Annotated in this window: 13 protein-coding genes; 6 read left to right on the plus strand and 7 right to left on the minus strand. The window is 67.4% G+C overall.

The features are described from left to right. Positions 1 to 4 precede the first annotated feature (4 nt). Complete coding sequence (metX, locus tag G9465_RS01330) at positions 5 to 1,219, minus strand: homoserine O-acetyltransferase (RefSeq protein ID WP_166966817.1); 1,215 nt, start codon at positions 1,217 to 1,219, stop codon at positions 5 to 7. After that, positions 1,216 to 2,502 (minus strand): O-acetylhomoserine aminocarboxypropyltransferase/cysteine synthase family protein, encoded by a 1,287-nt coding sequence (locus G9465_RS01335; RefSeq protein ID WP_166966819.1) that lies wholly within the window; start codon positions 2,500 to 2,502, stop codon positions 1,216 to 1,218. The genes metX and G9465_RS01335 overlap by 4 nt, the downstream gene beginning before the upstream one ends. 163 nt (positions 2,503 to 2,665) lie before the next feature. Between G9465_RS01335 and G9465_RS01340 the strand changes: the two genes are divergently transcribed. The 3 genes from G9465_RS01340 (at position 2,666) to G9465_RS01350 (ending at position 4,961) form a co-directional block, all read left to right on the plus strand. Then, complete coding sequence (locus G9465_RS01340) at positions 2,666 to 2,941, plus strand: hypothetical protein (RefSeq protein WP_166966821.1); 276 nt, start codon at positions 2,666 to 2,668, stop codon at positions 2,939 to 2,941. Positions 2,942 to 3,012: 71 nt separating this feature from the next. After that, a complete protein-coding gene (locus G9465_RS01345; RefSeq protein ID WP_166966823.1) occupies positions 3,013 to 3,936 on the plus strand; it encodes an ABC transporter ATP-binding protein in 924 nt (307 codons plus the stop codon). After that, positions 3,933 to 4,961 carry an ABC transporter permease gene (locus G9465_RS01350; RefSeq protein ID WP_166966825.1) on the plus strand — a complete coding sequence of 343 codons (1,029 nt, stop codon included), beginning with the start codon at positions 3,933 to 3,935 and terminating at the stop codon, positions 4,959 to 4,961. Before G9465_RS01345 ends, G9465_RS01350 begins: the two co-directional genes overlap by 4 nt. Before the next feature lie 107 nt (positions 4,962 to 5,068). Here G9465_RS01350 and ligA read toward each other — a convergent pair whose 3' ends face one another. The 3 genes from ligA to G9465_RS01365 all read right to left on the minus strand — a co-directional run bounded on the left by ligA (position 5,069) and on the right by G9465_RS01365 (position 9,012). Then, positions 5,069 to 7,171 (minus strand): NAD-dependent DNA ligase LigA, encoded by a 2,103-nt coding sequence (gene ligA, locus G9465_RS01355; RefSeq protein WP_166966827.1) that lies wholly within the window; start codon positions 7,169 to 7,171, stop codon positions 5,069 to 5,071. Positions 7,172 to 7,318: 147 nt separating this feature from the next. Then, on the minus strand, positions 7,319 to 8,425 hold the full coding sequence (locus G9465_RS01360; protein WP_166966829.1) for an alanine--glyoxylate aminotransferase family protein: 1,107 nt from the start codon (positions 8,423 to 8,425) through the stop codon (positions 7,319 to 7,321). A gap of 71 nt (positions 8,426 to 8,496) precedes the next feature. Beyond that, positions 8,497 to 9,012: a hypothetical protein gene (locus G9465_RS01365; protein ID WP_166966831.1), complete on the minus strand. Its 516-nt coding sequence runs from the start codon at positions 9,010 to 9,012 to the stop codon at positions 8,497 to 8,499. Positions 9,013 to 9,091: 79 nt separating this feature from the next. Here G9465_RS01365 and G9465_RS01370 point away from each other — a divergent pair, with 79 nt between their 5' ends. The 3 genes from G9465_RS01370 to G9465_RS01380 all read left to right on the plus strand — a co-directional run bounded on the left by G9465_RS01370 (position 9,092) and on the right by G9465_RS01380 (position 13,263). Beyond that, a complete protein-coding gene (locus tag G9465_RS01370; protein WP_166966833.1) occupies positions 9,092 to 9,712 on the plus strand; it encodes a hypothetical protein in 621 nt (206 codons plus the stop codon). A gap of 33 nt (positions 9,713 to 9,745) precedes the next feature. Next, positions 9,746 to 11,536 carry an excinuclease ABC subunit C gene (locus G9465_RS01375; RefSeq protein WP_166966835.1) on the plus strand — a complete coding sequence of 597 codons (1,791 nt, stop codon included), beginning with the start codon at positions 9,746 to 9,748 and terminating at the stop codon, positions 11,534 to 11,536. A 785-nt stretch (positions 11,537 to 12,321) separates the two neighbouring features. Then, a complete protein-coding gene (locus G9465_RS01380; protein WP_166966837.1) occupies positions 12,322 to 13,263 on the plus strand; it encodes a M48 family metallopeptidase in 942 nt (313 codons plus the stop codon). Here G9465_RS01380 and G9465_RS01385 read toward each other — a convergent pair whose 3' ends face one another. Further along, on the minus strand, positions 13,264 to 14,196 hold the full coding sequence (locus G9465_RS01385; protein WP_166966839.1) for a hypothetical protein: 933 nt from the start codon (positions 14,194 to 14,196) through the stop codon (positions 13,264 to 13,266). Between the two features lie 39 nt (positions 14,197 to 14,235). Continuing rightward, complete coding sequence (locus G9465_RS01390; protein ID WP_166966841.1) at positions 14,236 to 14,541, minus strand: hypothetical protein; 306 nt, start codon at positions 14,539 to 14,541, stop codon at positions 14,236 to 14,238. Positions 14,542 to 14,774 lie beyond the last annotated feature (233 nt).

Below are 14,774 nucleotides of genomic sequence, written 5' to 3' on the forward strand. Positions count from 1 at the left end.
AAGACTAGCGTGAGAAGAGGCTGTTGTGGACCGGCGCGAAGTCCGAGGGTTCGTCCTCGCTCTCCTGTGTGTCCGAGACGGCGCTACCGTGCAGGCCCTCCTCTAAGAAGTCCGAGAGCGGCGGGCCGACGCTGTCGGGTTCGACGAGGAAGGCGTCGTGACCGTAGTCCGAATCGACGACGTGGTGGGCGACGCCGGTGTCCGTCTCCCGCAGGGCGTCTGCGAGCGCCTCAGACTGCTGGGTCGTGAAGTGCCAGTCCCCGGTAAAGGACATCACCAGCGCCTCGCCGTCGAAGGCCGCTAGCGCGTCGGCGTCCGATTCGAACCCCGAGGAGAGGTCGTAGTTGTCCATCGCCCGCGTCAGGTAGAGATAGCTGTTGGCGTCGAAGCGCTCGACGAACTTCGAGGCGTTGTAGTCGAGATAGGACTCCACGTCGCGGTACGGGAAAAAGCGCCCGGCAGGGTCGGTGGGGAACGCGCGTTCGGCCTCCCGCGTCGCGGCGCGGCGACCGAACCGGCGCTCCATGCTCGACTTCGAGAAGTACATCACGTGGCCGATTTCGCGGGCCAGTGCCAGTCCATGGTCTGGGTGCTCGCCGCCGTCGGACTCGGCGTAGTAGTTCCCGCCGTTCCAGTTCGGGTCGGTAGTGATGGCCCGGCGTGCGATGCCGTCCAGCGCGAGACACTGCGGGTCGAGTCGACCGGCGGCGGCGATGGGCACTATCTTCTCGACGTGGTCCGGGTGGCGTTTGGCCCACTCAAGGACGTTCATGCCGCCGACGCTGCCGCCGACGACGGCGTACAGCGCGGGGATGCCCAGTTCGTCCAGCAGTGCGCGCTGGGCGTCGGTCCAGTCGGCGACCGTGACGGGGGGAAACGCCGGCCCCCACGGCTCGCCCGTCTCGGGGTTCGTACTCGACGGGCCCGACGAGCCATAACACGACCCCGGGACGTTCGCACAGACGACGAAGTACTCCGTCGTGTCGATGGCCTTGCCCGGGCCGACGATGTCGTCCCACCACGCGTACGCCTGATCGCCCTCCTCGAAGCGGCCACGCGAGGCGACGTGGGCGCTCCCGGTCAGGGCGTGACAGACCAGCACGGCGTTGTCGCCCGTAAAGTCGCCGTAGGTCTCGTAGGCCAGTTCGAGGTCGGGGATGGTCTCGCCACACTGGAACTCGAACTCGCCGATCGAGACGGTCTGTGACTCGACAGTCATGTGGCTTGCTCGATGGCCGCGTCGACGTCCGCGAGGATATCTTCGGGGTCCTCGATGCCGACGCTCATCCGGACGAGATCCGGTCTGACGCCGCTTTCGCGCTGTTCTTCCTCGGAGAGTTGGGCGTGGGTGGTCGACGCGGGGTGGATGACCAGCGTCTTCGCGTCGCCGATGTTCGCGAGGAACTGCGCGAGGTCCGTCTCCTCGCAGAACTGTCGGCTGGCGGCGTACCCGCCCGAAAGCCCGAACGTGACGACGCCGCCGAACCCGCCCTCCAGATACGTCGTGGCGAGGTCGTGGGTTTCGTGGCTCGCCAGTCCGGGGTAGGTGACCCACGACACCTCGGGGTGGTCCTGTAGGTGCTCGGCGACGGTGAGCGCGTTCGAGCAGTGTCGCTCCATCCGGAGCGAGAGAGTCTCGCTGCCCTGCATGGTCGCCCACGCGTCGAAGGGCTTCTGTCCGTCACCGAGCGCGCGCAACCCACGCTGGCGGGCCGCCATCGCGAAGGCGCGGTCGCCGAACCGCTCGGCGAAGTTCGCGTCGAACGCCGGGTTCTGACCGCCCATCTCGGGGTATTTCTCGGGGTACTCGCCCCACGGGAACGACCCGCCGTCGGCCAGCACGCCGCCGATGGTGGTACCCGACCCGTGAATCCACTTCGTCGTCGACTCCCAGACGATGTCGGCACCGTGGTCCAGCGGTCGACAGAGCGCCGGTGTCCCGAACGTGTTGTCCACGAACAGGGGGGTGCCGTGGTCGTGAGCCACTTCGGCGATTTCCGCCAGCGGTGGCACCACGAGCGACGGGTTCCCGATGGTCTCACAGTGGACGTAGGCGGTGTCGTCGTCGATAGCCTCGGCGTACGCGTCGGGGTCTAAGGTGTCGACGAACCGGGTCTCGACGCCCCGTCGGCTGGCGGTGTTCGCGAGATAAGAGTGCGTGCCGCCGTAGATAGACGAGGCCGAGACGACGTTGTCGCCGGCCGACGCCAGCACCGTCGTCGCGGCGTCTAACGCCGCCATTCCGGACCCGGTGGCGACGGCGTCGACGGCGTTCTCCAGCGACGCAAGTCGGTGTTCCAGCATCCGGACGGTCGGATTGTCGAACCGCGAGTAGACGTTGCCGTCGTCCTCGAGGGCGTAGCGGTCGGCGGCCGTCTCCGCGTCCTCGAAGACGTACGAGGACGTCTGATAGATGGGCGGGGCGCGCGCGCCCGTCGCCGGGTCTGGCTCTTCCTGTCCGGCGTGGACGCATCTCGTCCCGAATCCGTAGCGGTCGGTCATGTGCAGTATGCATATATCTCTACGTATCTATAACCACGAGTTACGGCAAAACTCTCCCCGTGTGGTGTGATATCTTGTCCGGGTGGCCGGTGGTCGGAAACGCAGCCGGGCAGGGCTGCCGGCCTCGGAGGATACAAACCGCTGGCACCGAAAGGGCGAGTCGATGACCGACGCCGACGAGACAGTCCGCTGCTGGCTGGTCGAACGCTCCAGTTACGGCGACGAGCGCATGGTGACGCTCGTCTACGCCACACCGGAGGGTGACCGCCACGTGACCAAGCAGTTCTCGACGAACCTCCTGATGAAAAAGCGCGTTACCGCCGCCATCGACGTCGAACCCGACCGCCTCGAACCGGTCGGTGACGAGGACACGCGCGAACGGTACGCCACCGAAGCAGAGCGGATGGCAGCGACGAGCGACCCGGATGAGGAGGTCTGAACGACTTCGTTGCGCTACCTGTCGGTCTGTAACACGAAAGACTATACCGGAGGGCGGCACAACCGGCGCGTATGACCGCTATCGAACTGGACGGCGTCCGCAAGGAGTTCGGGGACGTCGTCGCCCTGAACGGAGTGGACCTCACGGTCGAGGAGGGTGAGGTCTTCGGCTTTCTCGGACCCAACGGGGCCGGGAAATCGACCACGATCAACATCCTGCTCGACTTCGTTCGGCCGACAGCGGGGTCAGCGACAGTCCTCGGTCACGACGTCAACGAGGAGTCGAAAGCCATCCGCGAGCGCATCGGCGTCCTCCCCGAAGGCTACGACGTCTACGAACGGCTGACCGGGCGCGAACACGTGGAGTTCGTCATCGAGTCGAAAAACGCCGACGACGACCCGATGGCACTGCTCGAACGCGTCGGCGTCGCCGACGCCGCCGACCGCCGGGCCGGCGGCTACTCGAAGGGGATGAAACAACGACTGGTGCTGGCGATGGCACTCGTCGACGAACCCGACCTCCTCATCCTCGACGAACCGACGACGGGACTGGACCCCAACGGCGCCCGCAAGATGCGGGACTTGGTCCGCGAGGAGAGCGAACGCGGCGCGACCGTCTTCTTCTCCTCGCACATCCTCGGACAGGTCGAGTCCGTCTGTGACACCGTCGGCATCCTCCAGGACGGCGAACTCATCGCGAAAGACAGCGTCGAAGGCCTCCGGGCGGCCGCACAGGGAGACATGAAACTCGTCGTCACCGTCGGCGACACGGACGGCCTAGACGCCGCCGTCGAGGACGTGCGTGCCCTCCCCGAGGTGTCCGGCGTGACGATGGACACCGACCGGATCACCGTCAACTGCGACGGCGACGCGAAGATGACCGTCCTCAACACCTTCGAGGAGTCCGGCGTCGCCGTCGAGGACTTCGAGACCCAGGAGGCCTCGCTGGAGGACCTCTTTACCGCCTACACCGAACGGCAGGAGGTAGAGGCATGAGCACCGCCGACGAGGGCGGCCTCGCTGGCCTCGACCGTCTGCTCAGGAACACCTTCGAGTGGTACACCGTCTCGAAAAAGGAGTTCAAGGACGCCATCCGCTCGAAGGGCCTGTGGCTGCTGGGACTCATCTTCACGACGGCGTTCATCGCGCCGGTGGCTATTGCACTGTACACCGGGTTCGGCCAACAGGGACAGGCCATTCAGCAACAGGGGATGCAGTTCCTGCTTTCGAGCATCTATCTCAACATGGTGACGTTCCTGTTGCCCATCGTCGCCATCTTCCTCGGCTTCGCCGCCATCTCGAAAGAGCGCACGTCGGGGTCGTTGAAGCTCCTGCTGTCCCTGCCACACTCCCGGAAAGACGTCATCATCGGGAAGGTGCTGGGCCGGTGTGCGGTGCTTGGCGTCCCCCTCGTCGCCTCGCTAGCCATCACCGCTGTCTTCCTGACGGCCTCGGAGCTGACGTTCAAACCCGAACTGTTCGCGTTGTTCTCTCTGTTCACGGTAGTGTTCGCGCTTGTGTTCGTCGCTATCGTCGTCTCAATCTCCGGGGCATTCAAGAAGAGCCTCTGGTCGGCCGCCGCGAACTTCATCGTCTACTTCTACTTCACGTTCCTCTGGAACGCCGGCGCCAACGGCGTCGGGAACATCCTCTCGAACGAACTGGGCGTCACCGGCGCCATCCGCTGGCACGTCGTCCTCCTGTTGAAACTCGTCAACCCGAATCAGGCCTACAAGACCCTCGTCAGGTCGCTCCTCGGCTCGGGTGAGGCCCCTGCGCTGTCGGCCCGCTACGGGATGTTCAGTCAGGGGCAAGAAGCGAGTCGGACCATCTGTGCCGACGTCCTCAACGGCGCCCCGCAGGCCCAAGAAGGCGTCTTCGGCACTATCATCACCTGCGCGCCCGGGTCGGGGTCGCTGCCGTTCTACTACTCCGACCCCGCCGTCGTCGTGTTCATGCTCGCGTGGATCGGTATCGCCGCGAGCGTCAGTTACTACACGTTCAACCTCGCGGACCTCTAGAACGGTCAGCCAGTTCGTTTTCTACTGCCGCGATGGCGACTGGGTCGGTGGACCGCCAGAAAGCTCCCGGCCGCTCAGCGGTTCCGACTCGTTACGCTCCTCGTCACTCACTCCACGTCGACGCCGTACTCCCCGAGTTTCGCCTCGAACCCCTCGCGGCCGTCCAGCAGTTCGACGTCGTTTGCCTCGGCGTCCTCGCGCTTTCGCTGGCCGGCGTTCTCGCCGACGACGAGGAAGTCCGTGTTGCCCGAGACGCTGCTGGTCGCCGAGCCACCGTTGCGCTCGACGACGTCCTGTGCGTCCCCGCGCGTGAGGCCGGAAAGCGACCCCGTGAACACGAAGGTCAGGCCCTCCAGGGCGTCGCCGCCGGTCGCCTCGGCGGCCTGCGGGTCGACGTGGTCCAGCAGTCTGTCCAGCACGTCGCGGTTGCCCTCGCTCTCGAAGAACTCGACGATGCTCTCGGCGACTTCCGGGCCGACGTCGGGGACGGCCTCGAACGCCTCGCGGTCGCCGTCCTCACCCGCTTCGAGAATCGCCTCGAACGTCCCGAACTCCTGTGCGAGGTTCCGTGCGGTCACGTCCCCGACGTGCGGGATGCCGAGCGCGACGACGAAGTCGGCGAGCGGCGGGTTCCGGGCGTCGTCGAGTTCGTCGACGAGGTTCTGCGCGCTGGTCTCGCCCCAGCCCTCCAGTTCGGCCAGTTCGTCGACCGAGAGGTCATAGAGGTCGGCGGCGTCGTCGACGAGACCGGCGTCGAGGAGGTGTTCGACGGCCTTCTCTCCGAGCCCTTCGATATCGAGGGCGTCCCGGCTGGCGTAGTGCTCGACGGAGCGTTCGCGCTGGGCGGGACAGGAGAGGCCGCCGGTGCAGAACGCCATCGGCCCGTCGCGCTCGACGGCGCTGTCACACACCGGGCACGTCTCCGGGAACTCGAAGTGGCCCTCGCCCGACTTCTCGACCACCTCGACCACGTCCGGGATCACGTCGCCGGCGCGCTTGATGCGCACGCGGTCACCGACGTCGACGCCGAGTTCCTCGATGAGCGACGGGTTGTGCAGCGACGCGCGGGTGACGGTGACGCCGCCGACCTCGACGGGGTCCATCAGTGCGACGGGGGTCAACCGTCCCGTCCGACCCACCTGCACGACGACGTCCCGTACCGTCGTCTCCTCCTTCCGGGCGGGGAACTTGTAGGCGAACGCCCAGCGTGGCGCGCGGCTGGTCGTCCCCAGCAGGTCACAGGCCTCGATGTCGTCGACCTTCAGGACGACGCCGTCTATCTCGTAATCGAGGTCGTCGCGGGCGTCGAGTTGCTCGTCGCGGTAGTCGATTGCAGCCTCGATATCGTCGACGACGGCGGTGCGGTCACAGACCCGCAGGCCCCACTCTGGGAACCGCTCGTGGAGTGCGCTGTGGCTCTCGAACTCGACCGAGGCATCGAGGACGCCGAAGAAAAACACCGAAAGCGGGCGCTTTGCAGTGACACTGGGGTCCAGTTGGCGGAGCGTCCCGGCGGCGGCGTTCCGGGGATTTGCGAAGGGGTCTCGTCCCTCCTCGACGCGTTCACGGTTGTACTGCGTGAAGGCCTCGCGTGGCATGTACACCTCGCCGCGGACGGCGAGGAAGTCGGGGTAGTCCCCGCGCAGGCGCTGGGGGACGCTGGCGACAGTGCGGACGTTCTCGGTGACGTCCTCGCCCACCTCGCCGTCGCCGCGGGTGGCCGCCCGCTGGTACTCGCCGTCCTCGTAGACGACTTCGATCGAGAGGCCGTCGAACTTCGGCTCACAGAAGTACTCTACGTCGCCGTCGTAGTCCGCGTCGGCCAGCCGTCTCCGCACCCGCTCGTCGAACGCCCGGGCGTCCTCGGCCTCGCCGCCTTGGTCGATAGACTGCATGGGCGCGACGTGTTCGACCTCGCCGAGTTCGTCAAGCGGTTCGCCGCCGACGCGTTGCGTGGGGCTTCCCTCGGTGTCGAGGTCGAACACCGATTCGAGTGTCTGCAGGCGCGAGAACAAAGCGTCGTAGGTCCGATCCCCGATGACCGGGTCGTTCTCGACGTAGTAGCGGTGGTCGTGATACCGGACGGCCTCGCGCAACTGGGCGGCCTGCTCGCTGGCCTCGGCCTCGCTCAGTTCCTCGACGGGAGCGAACTCCGTCGGTGGGTCGGAGACGTACGGATTGTCTGTCTCGGGGTCGTCGACGGCTGCCATTGTCGGTTCTCTGGGGCCCGGGCACTAATACGGACTGCTGTCGGTCACTACCGGAGCGACCGCACGACCGCTCGCAGTCGTCCCGGTACACAGCTACAGCAGTCCGTACAAGCCGCTACGTCACACCGACGGCGAAGATGGGGGCGGTTACAGTCCGGCGACGTCTTCGATGGCGTCCGTGAGTTCCCGGATGCTCTCGACGGTGTGTTCGCCCATGTGGCCGATGCGGAACGACTCCTCGCTCAGGTCGCCGTAGCCGCTGGAGAACACCATGTCGTACTCCTCGCTGACCTGTTCGACGGTGGCGGCGACGTCGATGCCCTGCGTGTTCTCGACGCAGGTCACGGTCTGGGACTCGTACCCCTCCTCCGGGAAGAGCCCGAAGTGCTCGCGGGCCCACTCGCGAGTGTACTCGGCCATCTCGCGGTGGCGCCGGTCGCGGGCCTCGTGGCCCTCCTCCAGCATGTGTTTCATCTGCTTGCGGTAGGCCAGCATGATCGGGATGGCCGGCGTGGAGTGGGTCTGGCCCTTTCGGTCGTAGTAGTCCAGACAGCGCTGGAAGCCACCGTACCACGACGCGGAGTCCTTGTCCAGTTCGCGCTCGTAGGCGTCGTCGCTGACGGTGCAGACCGCGAGGCCCGGTGGCATAGCGAAGGCCTTCTGGGTCGAGGTGAAGATACAGTCGATGTTGTGCGCCTCGACGTCTATCTGGTCACCCCCGAGACAGGAGATGGCGTCGACGACGAAGTAGGTGTCCGGGTAGTCGCCCATGAGGTCGCCTATCTCCTCGACGGGGTTGCGCACGCCCGTCGACGTCTCGTTCATCACGACGCCGACGGCGTCGTAGTCCGTGCCGGATTCGAGGGCGTCGCGGATGTCCTCGGGCTTGACGGCTTTCCCCCAGTCGTACTCGATGCGGTCGACGTCCTTGCCGAGTCGCTCGGCGACGTTGGCCTGTCGCTCGCTGAAACTGCCGCTCGTCGCACAGAGCATGGAGTCCTCGACGAGGTTCAGCGTCGTCGCCTCCCAGAACTCGGTGCCGGAGGCCGTCAACACGATGACATCGTTGTCAGTGCCGAGGAACTCCTTGGTGTCCTCGACGATGGTCGTGTAGAGGTCGGTCATCCGGTCCATCCGATGGCCGAACATCGGCTGGGCCATCTCCTGGATGACGTCCTCGCGGACTTCGGTCGGGCCGGGGAGATACAGCGTCTTGTCGGTGTAGTCGCCTGTGTACTCGCTTTTCTTGGTCACGGAAGCCACCTGATAGGTGGAGTCTCGTCGTCGGAGGCCATGGTAGTTTTGATACCGGTGCAGGGACCCGGTTAGCTGAGCCGCCGGACGGCGAGCAACACCAGTCCCGCGTACAGCACCGGGCCGAGCAGGTCGACGACACCGAACCCGACGAACCCCGACAGCAGGGCTGCGGCCAACCACAGCACGAGCGGGACGAGTGCGAGGACGGTGCCGCCGTCCCGGATGGCGTCGTCGACGGAGGGCTGACGGGACGCGTACAGGCCAACGCCGACGGCGGCCGCCAGATACAGCAGCGTCACGCCGGCCGGGGAGACGAGTGGAACCGTCACCAGCGCGACCAAACCGAGGACGATGCCGACCACTTTCGGGCCGTTCTCTCGCATTCGGAGGGCTCGGATCGCTCCGTCGACGTCACCGGCCTCCAGCGCCGCCTCGAAGGCCGCCGCGTCGTCGCTCTCGTATCCGACGACGCGTCCCCCGTCGGCGTCGACCGGCGTTTCGAAGTCCTGCCCGCAGTGCATACACCACGTCGCCGTCGCACTGACCTTGCCGTCGCAGTACGGACAGCGGGGGTCACTCACCATACCTGTCTGTCGGGGCGCTGACGAGATAGCCGTTTGGGACGGGGGAGCATTGAAATCGGATGGTCGGCATACACGGTGTATGGACTGGGTCGAACGGGCCGGGGACCTCCTATACGACGGCGAGACGATACGGGAGCGGGTCCGGGTGGGCGACGGCGGCGTCGTCGTGACGAGCCACCGTCTGCTGGCGTTTACGCCGGACCGCGACGGGCCGAACTTCCGGCAGGTCGACCGGCCGAACGTGGAAGGTGTCGACCGGCAACGCGCCGGAAACGCCGACTTCCTCGAACAGGGCGTGAAAGCGCTCGTCGCCGGCGTCGTCCTCGTCGCGGCCGGGCAGATGGTCAGCCTCGATAGCCTCGTGGCGGGCGTCTCGCTCTCCGGCGTCGGCAGCGCCGGCGCGATGGGCCTCGGTGGGATGCTCGGACTCTTACAGGGGATGCTCCGGCTGATGGCCCAACTGGACGACCTGATGACGCTGTTCGGTGGGCTGGCGCTGGCCGTCGCCGCCGTCGTCCTCGGCGTCTACCTCTGGAGCCGCGAGCGGTTGCTCGTCGTCTCGGTAGCCGGTGGCGACGACGTCGAACTCCCGGCACCCGACGACGACGCCGTACTGGAGCGAGTCCGGGCGGCGATCCAGCCGGATACGCCGCCGTCCGACACCGCCCAACCCTCGGCCCCGGACGACCCGCTGGCGTGACGTTCAACTCCGCCGAGCGCTAACCCGGAGGCGATGGACCCAGACGGCGTGTGCGCGCGAGCAGGTGACCTCCCCCGAGAGCCCGGCGTCTACCAGTTCGAAGACGAGGAGGGCCGGGTGCTGTACGTCGGGAAGGCCGTCGACTTGCGTGACCGCGTGCGCTCGTACGCGGACCCGCGCAGCAACCGCATCGCGAAGATGGTCGAACGGGCCGCCGTCGTCGACTTCGCAGTGACCGATACGGAGACGCAGGCGCTGTTGCTGGAGGCCAACCTCATCAAGCGCCACCGGCCGCCGTACAACGTCCGCCTGAAAGACGACAAGTCCTACCCGCTGGTCCAACTCACCGACCACGCCGTTCCCCGCATCGAGGTGACGCGCGACCCCGACGACGGTGCGACGGTGTACGGCCCCTTCACTGACAAGGGCCGTGTCGAGACGGTCGTGAAGGCCCTGCGGGAGACCTACGGCTTGCGCGGGTGTTCGGATCACAAGTACAGCACCCGTGACCGGCCCTGTCTGGACTACGAGATGGGTATCTGTACCGCGCCCTGTACGGGCGAGATCACCGAGACCGACTACGCCGCCGACGTCGAGAGCGTCGAGCGGTTCTTCGAGGGCGAAATCGGCGTCCTCGCGGACCCGCTCCGGCAGGAGATGGAGGCCGCCGCGCAGGAGCAGGAGTTCGAGCGCGCGGCGAACCTGCGCGACAAACTCGGTGCCGTCGAAGCGCTCCACGGCGAGGGCGACGCGGCGGTCAGCGACGTCGGCGGGGCCGCCGCGACGGACGTCCTCGGCGCCGTCGTAGAGGGCGACCGGGCCGTCGTCGCCCGCCTCCACGCCGAAGGCGGAAAACTCGTCGAGCGGGAACGCCACACGCTCGACGCCCCCGACGGCGAGGGACCCGAGGGCGTCTATCGGGCCTTCATCACCCAGTACTACGCCGAACGAGAGTTCCCCGGCACGATTCTGTGTGCCGAGGACCCCGCCGACGCCGAGATAGAGCGGTGGCTCGAACGCGAGGGCGTCGACCTCCGGGTGCCCGGCGCCGGCCGGGAAGCGACGCTGGTCGACCTCGCGCTGAAGAACGCCAGACAGCGCGGCGGGGCCGACGACGAAGTCGGTGCGCTGGCCGACGCGCTGGGTATCGACCGGCCCGAACGCATCGAAGGGTTCGACGTGAGCCACGCGCAGGGCACGAGCGTCGTCGGGTCGAACGTCACCGTCGTCGGCGGGAGCGCCGAGACGTCCGACTACCGCCGGAAGAAACTCACCGAGCGTAACGACGACTACGCCAATATGCGCGAACTGGTCCGCTGGCGGGCCGAGCGCGCCGTCTCCGACCGGGACGACCGGCCCGACCCCGACCTGTTACTCATCGACGGCGGCGACGGACAACTGGGCGCGGCCCGCGACGCCCTCGCCGAGACGGGGTGGGACGTCCCGGCCGTCGCGCTGGCGAAAGACGAGGAACTCGTAATCACGCCGGACAGGGGTCCCGCGAGCGCAGCGAGTGGGACCTCGTCGCAAGCGGAGCGAAGCTACGGTGTGTACGACTGGCCCGACGACGCCCCGCACCTACACCTCCTCCAGCGCGTCCGCGACGAGGCCCACCGCTTTGCCGTACAGTACCACCAGACCCTCCGAGACGAGGTGTCGACGGCGCTGGACGACCTCCCCGGCGTTGGCCCCGAGACGCGCAAACGACTGCTCCGTCGCTTTGGCAGCGTCGAGAACGTCCGCGAGGCCTCGCCCGAGGAACTGACCAGCGTCGACGGCGTCGGCGCGGCGACGGCGGAGACGATTCGCAGTCGGCTGGGCTGATTCTGTATCGCAGATAGTGATTTATCGCGTTCTGCGGGCGGACTGCGTGCGTCGGCGCTGAGACGCGTCATTCGTCGAAATCTATCGACTCAGCGGTTTTCCCGCCGAGGTGGCGACGTGACTCGCGGGTCACCAGCACACGCCGTCGATCAACGCGACCGAGGCCCACGCGTTCGTCGAGGAAGACGGCACCCAACAGCGTACCGAGGCTGACTGGGCGAAAACGAACACGGCGGCGCTCGCACGTCCGCAGAGTCCGAGATAGCGGACGCCGTCGGGCGGCGTCACCGAGACCGAGCACACCGGGAGTGCAGTGAAACCACGCGCCCAACGGCGGAACCGACAGTACCGGCGAAAAGCGGTTTCGCGACACGGAGACCGCTCCGCCCGCGAGCGTGTGCGGGTCGTACTGTCCACCGAGCACACGCCACGAAGAGGACGCCCGGAACCCCCACCCCACGACGTATACCCCGCCCCACAGCACCGCTGCGAGGAATGCGGCGGCCAACACCCCTCGCGGTCCATCGAGTAGCGCTCCGTCGCCGGCACGAAGAGCGCGAGGTTCGTTCCGCCCCGTCGTCGCCGAGGGGACGAAGTCCCGGTCGAACAGTCCTCAGCGCGTCTCGTTGCCGCATCGCGCTGTCGATAGCGGTTCGGGAAGAACACACCATCACCGAGCCATAAACTTCTATCCGCGATATAGAATCAGTCATCGTTCGGCTACCCCGTCCTGCGAACCGGCGCGAGCAGAAGGCGTTTGGGCGTCCCGCCCGTACGACCGGTCGATGGACGCAGGTCGGCGAGTCGTGCTTGCGATACTCGGCGTCGCGTCGCTCGTCCTGTACGTCGCGGCTGCAGTGGTCGGCTATCGATTTCTCAGAGCCGTGTGGGCGTCCCGGCCGTCGCCGGTGGTACTGGCAGGGGCGCTCGTCGGGACGATGCTCGTCCTCGGGGTGGTGAGCTACTGGGCCGGGACGGCGCGGCTGAAACGGTCGCTGGACGCGGTGGTGCTGCCGCGTTCGCGCGCCCCCGAGACGTACCGACGGTTCGACGCGCTCACGGCGCGGATGAGTGCCGGAACGCCCACGTTACTGGTCGCTCGGCTGCCGGTGCCCAACGCCTTCGCCGTCGGCGGGTTCGGGGCGGCCATCGTCGTCGACCGGCGGCTGTTCGGGTACCTCTCGACCGACGAGATGGAGACGCTGCTGGCCCACGAACTCGCCCACCTGGAGCGGCGGGACGCGCTGGTCCAGACGCTGGCCTACACCCTCACACAGGGGCTCGTCGGCGTCGTCAGCGGGATACTGTTCCCCGTCGTCGTCCTGATCGGCGGCATCGCTCGGGCGTGGGCGCTGGTACGCGGACGCCCCGAAGACTGGTCCCGCTCGTGGCTCGCTCGCACCCAGCGTACCGCCTTCCAACTGGTCGCACTGCTGGGACTGGCCGTGACGCTGAGCGTGCTGGCGTACGCCAGACGGCGGGAGTGGGCGGCCGACGACCGTGCCGTCGAGGTGACCGGGAAGCCACTGGCGCTTGCGCGGGCGCTCCGGACGATAGAGCGCGTCTCCACGCCGGATATGGGACCGCTGACGCCGCTGTACGTCCACGGCGACGACGACGGCCCGCTGTCGCACCTCCTGTCGACGCACCCGCCGATGGACGACCGGGTGAAGCGACTGCGCGAACGCGCCCGACAACGGCAGCCACTCGGGCCGCAGCGGTCCTGATCACTCCGAAAGGAGGTCCGACAGCGTCTGTCGGAGGTCCGCGCTCCCCGGACTCTGGGGGACCTGTGCGAGGATGTCTGTCCGGAGGCCCGACAGCGCCTCGTCGACGCCGAGACGGTCCAGCCGATGGCCGTGTTTCAGCGCGACCCGTGGCGAGACGTCGAACAGGAGGTCCTGCTTCCCGATCGTCGAGTGCGTGATAGCGAGCGTCTCGACGGCGCTCTCGACGAATCGGTCGCGAGCGTCGGGCGCTCCGACGCCGTCGAGCGATGCGGCCAGCAGGCGTTCGAGGCGCTCGGTTCGGTCCTGCAGTGCGGGCGGCGCGTCGAGGACGGTGGTCCCGTCTGGCTGTTCCGGGGTCATGCTGTCGCGGGGGGCGTACGAGAGGACGGCGCCGCTGACCGGTTCCGTGGCGTCGGGAAGCGGCGACGTCAGGCGCTTCGAGGGGCGCGTGTCCGTGAACACGACGAGGGCGTTGGCCGGGTCGCCCGACACCAGGTCGGCATCGTCCGCCGACTGGGGTGGCTGGTCGTACCCCCGCCGGAGTGCCTCGCGGAGCGTTCCCGGAATCGGGCCGGTGTCGCCCCGGAGTTCGACGTGGACGACGACCGGGCCGTCGGCGCTCTCGTCGAGGACGCGCCACAGCGTCGCCACGCCGTCGCGGGCGAGCGCGGACAGTCGGAAACACGGACAGTCGCGGTCGGCGGCGAGCAGTCTGGCGAGCGTGATGCCGCGCCACCCGGTGAGGTCAGGGACGTAGAACCAGGGAACGGCGTGAACGGGGCCGACGGTCGGGTCGCCGGCACCGGGGCCGAAGCGGTCGGGGACCAGATCGAGGTACGCGTCGAGCGTCCGACGTTCGCGGGCGAAGTAGTCGGCGACGGCGGCCGGAAGCGTCGTATCGAGGCGGTAGTGCTGTGGAACCGGGGCCATGTGTCCACGCGTTGGATCGACGGGTGGAAAACAGTGGCTCTAGTGAACTCGCCGCGTCTCAGGGTCGTACTCGACGATATCGGAGGCGGCCAATCGAGGAAGATGGTTGTGGTGGAGTGCGATAGCCGCGCGTTCGACGGCGGACGGGTCAGCCATCCCCGTATCAGATTCCCGTGTCGCGACTTCCGTCGCTAGTTCGTCGAGGTGGACCGGGCCGGCCCGGTCAGAAAGCACGTCGAGAGCGATGCGGCGACGCTCGTCGGTCAGGAGTCGATGGCGGTCGCTGTCGGTCAGTTCGACCGCACCCACGAGTCCACCGTCGGTGTCGCTGTGTATCTGAGTCATGAGTCTATCGCCAATCCAGTCGGATTGTGGGCGTAGGCTGTCCAACGCACTACGCGGGGGTAAGGATGGTCTAGAAGATTTTAGGGCGGTACTGTGGACACCGCACGGTTTTGGCGGCGGACCACACCGCTCCGCCCACGGACTGTCACGCACGCCGACACGAAGCGGTCGACCGCCGACGCACCGCGGTATGACTCCGTCGGCGGAGTCTATAACGGGCTGGCGTTGCTACC

It is taken from the genome of Haloarcula sp. JP-L23, from assembly GCF_011602445.1.
Taxonomy (GTDB): domain Archaea; phylum Halobacteriota; class Halobacteria; order Halobacteriales; family Haloarculaceae; genus Haloarcula; species Haloarcula pellucida.

Bases quoted from the DNA above. Each gene is read 5' to 3' on its own strand.
- metX (WP_166966817.1), bottom strand. From the start codon at position 1,219: ATGACTGTCGAGTCACAGACCGTCTCGATCGGCGAGTTCGAGTTCCAG.
- G9465_RS01335 (WP_166966819.1), bottom strand. From the start codon at position 2,502: ATGACCGACCGCTACGGATTCGGGACGAGATGCGTCCACGCCGGACAG.
- G9465_RS01340 (WP_166966821.1), top strand. From the start codon at position 2,666: ATGACCGACGCCGACGAGACAGTCCGCTGCTGGCTGGTCGAACGCTCC.
- G9465_RS01345 (WP_166966823.1), top strand. From the start codon at position 3,013: ATGACCGCTATCGAACTGGACGGCGTCCGCAAGGAGTTCGGGGACGTC.
- G9465_RS01350 (WP_166966825.1), top strand. From the start codon at position 3,933: ATGAGCACCGCCGACGAGGGCGGCCTCGCTGGCCTCGACCGTCTGCTC.
- ligA (WP_166966827.1), bottom strand. From the start codon at position 7,171: ATGGCAGCCGTCGACGACCCCGAGACAGACAATCCGTACGTCTCCGAC.
- G9465_RS01365 (WP_166966831.1), bottom strand. From the start codon at position 9,012: ATGGTGAGTGACCCCCGCTGTCCGTACTGCGACGGCAAGGTCAGTGCG.
- G9465_RS01370 (WP_166966833.1), top strand. From the start codon at position 9,092: ATGGACTGGGTCGAACGGGCCGGGGACCTCCTATACGACGGCGAGACG.
- G9465_RS01375 (WP_166966835.1), top strand. From the start codon at position 9,746: ATGGACCCAGACGGCGTGTGCGCGCGAGCAGGTGACCTCCCCCGAGAG.
- G9465_RS01380 (WP_166966837.1), top strand. From the start codon at position 12,322: ATGGACGCAGGTCGGCGAGTCGTGCTTGCGATACTCGGCGTCGCGTCG.
- G9465_RS01385 (WP_166966839.1), bottom strand. From the start codon at position 14,196: ATGGCCCCGGTTCCACAGCACTACCGCCTCGATACGACGCTTCCGGCC.
- G9465_RS01390 (WP_166966841.1), bottom strand. From the start codon at position 14,541: ATGACTCAGATACACAGCGACACCGACGGTGGACTCGTGGGTGCGGTC.